General features: G+C 44.4%; 2 protein-coding genes. Both read left to right on the top strand.

What is annotated here, in order from left to right:
* Positions 1–1161, top strand: a 1161-nt coding sequence (locus tag A3EU_RS31850; protein WP_044086827.1) for a T9SS type A sorting domain-containing protein, incomplete at its 5' end; no start/stop codon positions are given.
* Positions 1162–1264: 103 nt separating this feature from the next.
* Positions 1265–4167, top strand: a 2903-nt coding sequence (locus tag A3EU_RS31855; protein WP_044086831.1) for a CRTAC1 family protein, incomplete at its 3' end; no start/stop codon positions are given.

Below are 4167 nucleotides of genomic sequence, written 5' to 3' on the forward strand. Positions count from 1 at the left end.
GGTTTCTCTACCTATTATAGTATTGCAAATGGCACCTGCCCAGATCTCAGTTGTCTGGAAGATTTGGAAGGGCAAGCCTGTGCTGATCCTTTCGAGCTCAATTATCGTTTGCTTGATCCCGTTTATAGTGATACGATATTGAACCTCTGCTTTGGCAGTTGTGACACCATCAATTGTATTCCGCCCATTGATTCCGTGGATATTCAAATCAACGTCAATATGGCTGCTGTCGACGTCGCCACAGAGGGGGTCTACCTTGTAGAAGGCGCTTTTGGTGCCCCTGGCATCAACCCAATGGACGACACTGATGGCGACGGCGTATACTCCATCAACCTGACGATCCCAGAAGGTTTCAGTAGCTTTTATAGCTTTACGAATGGACTGTGCCCAGACTTAAGTTGTAAAGAAGACCTTACAGGACAAGATTGCGGCCCACCAAACGCCAATAATAACCGTTGGTTATCGCCCGTAACGCAGGATACCATTATCAACACCTGCTTTGCTGAGTGTATTCCTGATTTGGATTGTACGCTGCCGCCAGCTCCTGTCGAAGTAATTTTCACGGTGGATATGCTTACTAGCGAAACGGATGCTGCTGGCGTATACTTGATCGGTGATTTTGGTCTTGCCAATAATGAATTCCTCATGACCAACAGCGGTGGCAGTTCTTTTTGGACAACGACCTTGTCTGTCAATCCGGGTAATTACTACTATCGCTTTGTGAATGGAACACCTGGTGAAGGAATTACAGAAACACTAGAGGAGGATGTTTTAAACGACTGTAGCGAAATAGTTGATGACATCCGACAGAGACCTCTCTTGGTTATCGAAGAACAACCCATAATACTGGATACGGTTTGTTTCAATGAGTGTATTGAATGCATCATTGATGAGGTAGATCAAGCTTTGACCGACCTGTTGATTTTCGAATTGCAGCCTAATCCTGCAAAAAATTACAGTCATTTAATTTGCCGAAATGCTCCTTGGGCTCGCAAACAAATTAGGCTTATCAACGCTGTAGGGCAAGTTGTCGAACAGTTTGAGTTAGCAGCAGAGGACGATGAGCTATTAATTTCCACAAATGATTTGCCCGCTGGCATTTACTGGGTAAGCTTAGAAATAGAAGGAATCAAGCTAATTAAGAAATTAATCATCCAATAAGTCTTTATTTAACAACAGAAGAGCTGAGCAGAATTTACTCAACCTCTTTTATTTTATCAGTGCCCTACCCTCACTAATATTTATTCATAAGAATTTCGAAACAATGAAGCACTACTACTCACTTCTATCTTTTTTATTCATCACGCTATATTTTTGTGGTTCTATCTCTGGACAACAATTCTCAGAGATCAGTGAAGAGTTGGGAATGGAGCATTACTTTGAAGACTGGAACAGTATAGGCGGCGGCGCTGCCTTTTTTGACTTTGACAATGATGGTGATGATGATCTTTACTTCACCGGTGGAAAGTTATCAGACAGGCTTTATCGCAATGATGGCGACGGCACCTTTACGGATGTAACCGAAGCGAGTGGCCTTCAGTTAACAGCCACCTATTTTACTACTGGCGTAACGATCGGCGATATTGACAATGACGGCTATCGGGATATTTTTGTAACTACTTTTGGTTTCCTGAACTCCATATCGCCTAACAAACGTAATCTTCTTTATAAAAACCTGGGCGACGGGACATTCCAAGAAATTGCACCACTGGCCAACCTGGGTGATGCATCCCGCTCCGTAAGTGCTACTTTTTTAGACCACGACCAGGATGGGTTCCTAGACTTGTATGTTGTCAATTATGTCGACCGCATAAGGTTTACTTATGATGAAGATGGCGTCCTCAATGGCTTTGACCATGACTGCTACGACAATTTATTTTACCACAACAACGGCAACTCTACCTTTACCCAAGTAGCTGACCAACTCAATCTTGCGGACCCTGGATGTGGATTAGCCATTGTAAACACCGACTATGACATGGACGGTGATGATGACTTATATCTTGCAAACGATTTCGGCGAATTTGTGGAGACCAACCAAATGTATGTAAACAACCTGACCACGGGCGTATTTAACACCATCCCCATGGGAAACGGCATCAATATTGGCTTCTACGGTATGGGCATTGCCGTTGGAGACTATGACCTGGATCAGGATCTTGACTATTACGTCTCTAATCTGGGGGCCAATGCTTTACTGAACAATGATGGTAATGGCTTATTTACCAATATAGCTGAGCCGGCAGGCGTCACCAACACCAGCACTAACAACAACTTGCTCGTAACCAGCTGGGGTACCGCCTTTGCTGATGTTGACAATAATCTTTACGAAGATTTATTTGTTTCTAACGGTTACATTCCTGCATCTGAGTTTATCGCGACTGATAGTATTGATCCTAATAAGCTTTATTACAACAATGGGAATAATACCTTTACTGACATCTCTGATATTTCCGGGTTCAACACACCCGAAAAATGTAGAGGCCTTGCCTATTCTGACTTTGACAATGATGGTGACATTGACGTTTTTGTAAACGTAATGGCTAGCAGCCCTTTTCCAGACGCCCACGTCAGGTTCTACCGTAACGACCTCGAGAATGATAATAACTGGATTCAATTCAAGCTACAAGGCACCCAAGCTAACCGTGATGCCATTGGGGCAAAAGTTAGCGTTTTTGTAGATGACTTAGTTCTTTTGAGGGAAATCAGTGGCGGTGGCAGCCACGCTTCCCAAAACAGTGTAACCGCCCATTTTGGTTTAGCCAGCTATACTTCGATCGATAGTGTAATAGTTACCTGGCCTGGGGGCGATTCGGAATCCTTTTTTGACTTAGCTATCAACCAACGGCATACCTTAATCCAAGGTGAGGAAGATCGCGTTCGTGTTTCCTTTACGGTAGACATGAGCTTCCAGGAGGCAAGCGCTCAAGGAGTATTTATCAAAATGACCGACAGTGATGGTACTACCCGTCACAAGCTCATGTATTCTCCTTTTCAGGATAACCAGTACAGTGTTTCGTTTTGGGAAGAGCCTGGTTTTAGTGGTTTTTATACCATTAAAAATGGTATTTGTCCAGATGAAAGTTGTGAGGAAGACCTGAGTGAAGAAGGATGTGACAATCTCACCATGAACTTTGAGCGTGTCCTGCCTCCTACCTTCAGCGACACCAACATTAACCTTTGTTTTGGGATTTGCGAAGGCTTACCTTGCCAGTCTACCGTAGATAGCTTTATGGTTAGCTTCACCCTAAACGCTGCACCCCTTGATGAAGACTTAGAAAGTATTTTTATCCGTGGACTTGGCTCCAGTTCTCAAGGAATCCCCATGAATGATCCCGACGGCGATGGCATTTTTGAGCTAAGCATTAACCTCGCCGAGAACTTTTCTGATTACTACACTTTTACCAACGGTGACTGCGATGATGTCGGCTGTCTAGAAGACCTTAGTGGACAAGGTTGCACAGACGAAGCCAATAATTACTATCGCTTTTTACCTCCTCTGACACAGGACACCATGCTGAGTGCCTGTTTTGGCGTCTGCAATACCGATAGTTGTTTTGCTCCTATTGATACCTTCCGGCTACAGATCAACCTGAACATGTCCAATGAAGACCTCAACCCTACTGGGGTTTTCATTATTGGTGATTTCTTTGGCCTTCCTGGTGCAACTCCTCTTTATGATGGAGACGGAGATGGCATCTACAGCAACTTCTTTGATCTACCAGAGACTTTCACGACCTATTACAGTTTCACCAATGGCAGTAATTGTCCTGGAACCACCTGCTACGAAGACTTGAGCGGGCAACCTTGCGCTAACCCTGACCAGAACAATTTCCGCTATTTCGGACCGCTTACTTCAGACACGGTTCTTAACCTTTGTTTTGGAGAGTGCCAATTGGCAGCTTGTTTTCCTCCTGCGGATTCTGTAGATATCACTTTTAATGTCAACATGGCTCCGGTAGCTACTTCACCAGAAGGAGTCTACTGGCTCAATAGCTTTGAGGCTCCTGGGGAGTTTCCTCTCACCGACATGAACCAGGATGATATTTACACCTTCACGATCCGCCGCCCCGAAGGTTTCTCTACCTATTATAGTATTGCAAATGGCACCTGCCCAGATCTCAGTTGTCTGGAAGATTTGGAAGGGCAAGCCTGTGCTGATCCTTT

Origin of the sequence: Lewinella cohaerens DSM 23179 (assembly GCF_000379805.1) — a bacterium.
GTDB classification, from domain to species: domain Bacteria; phylum Bacteroidota; class Bacteroidia; order Chitinophagales; family Saprospiraceae; genus Lewinella; species Lewinella cohaerens.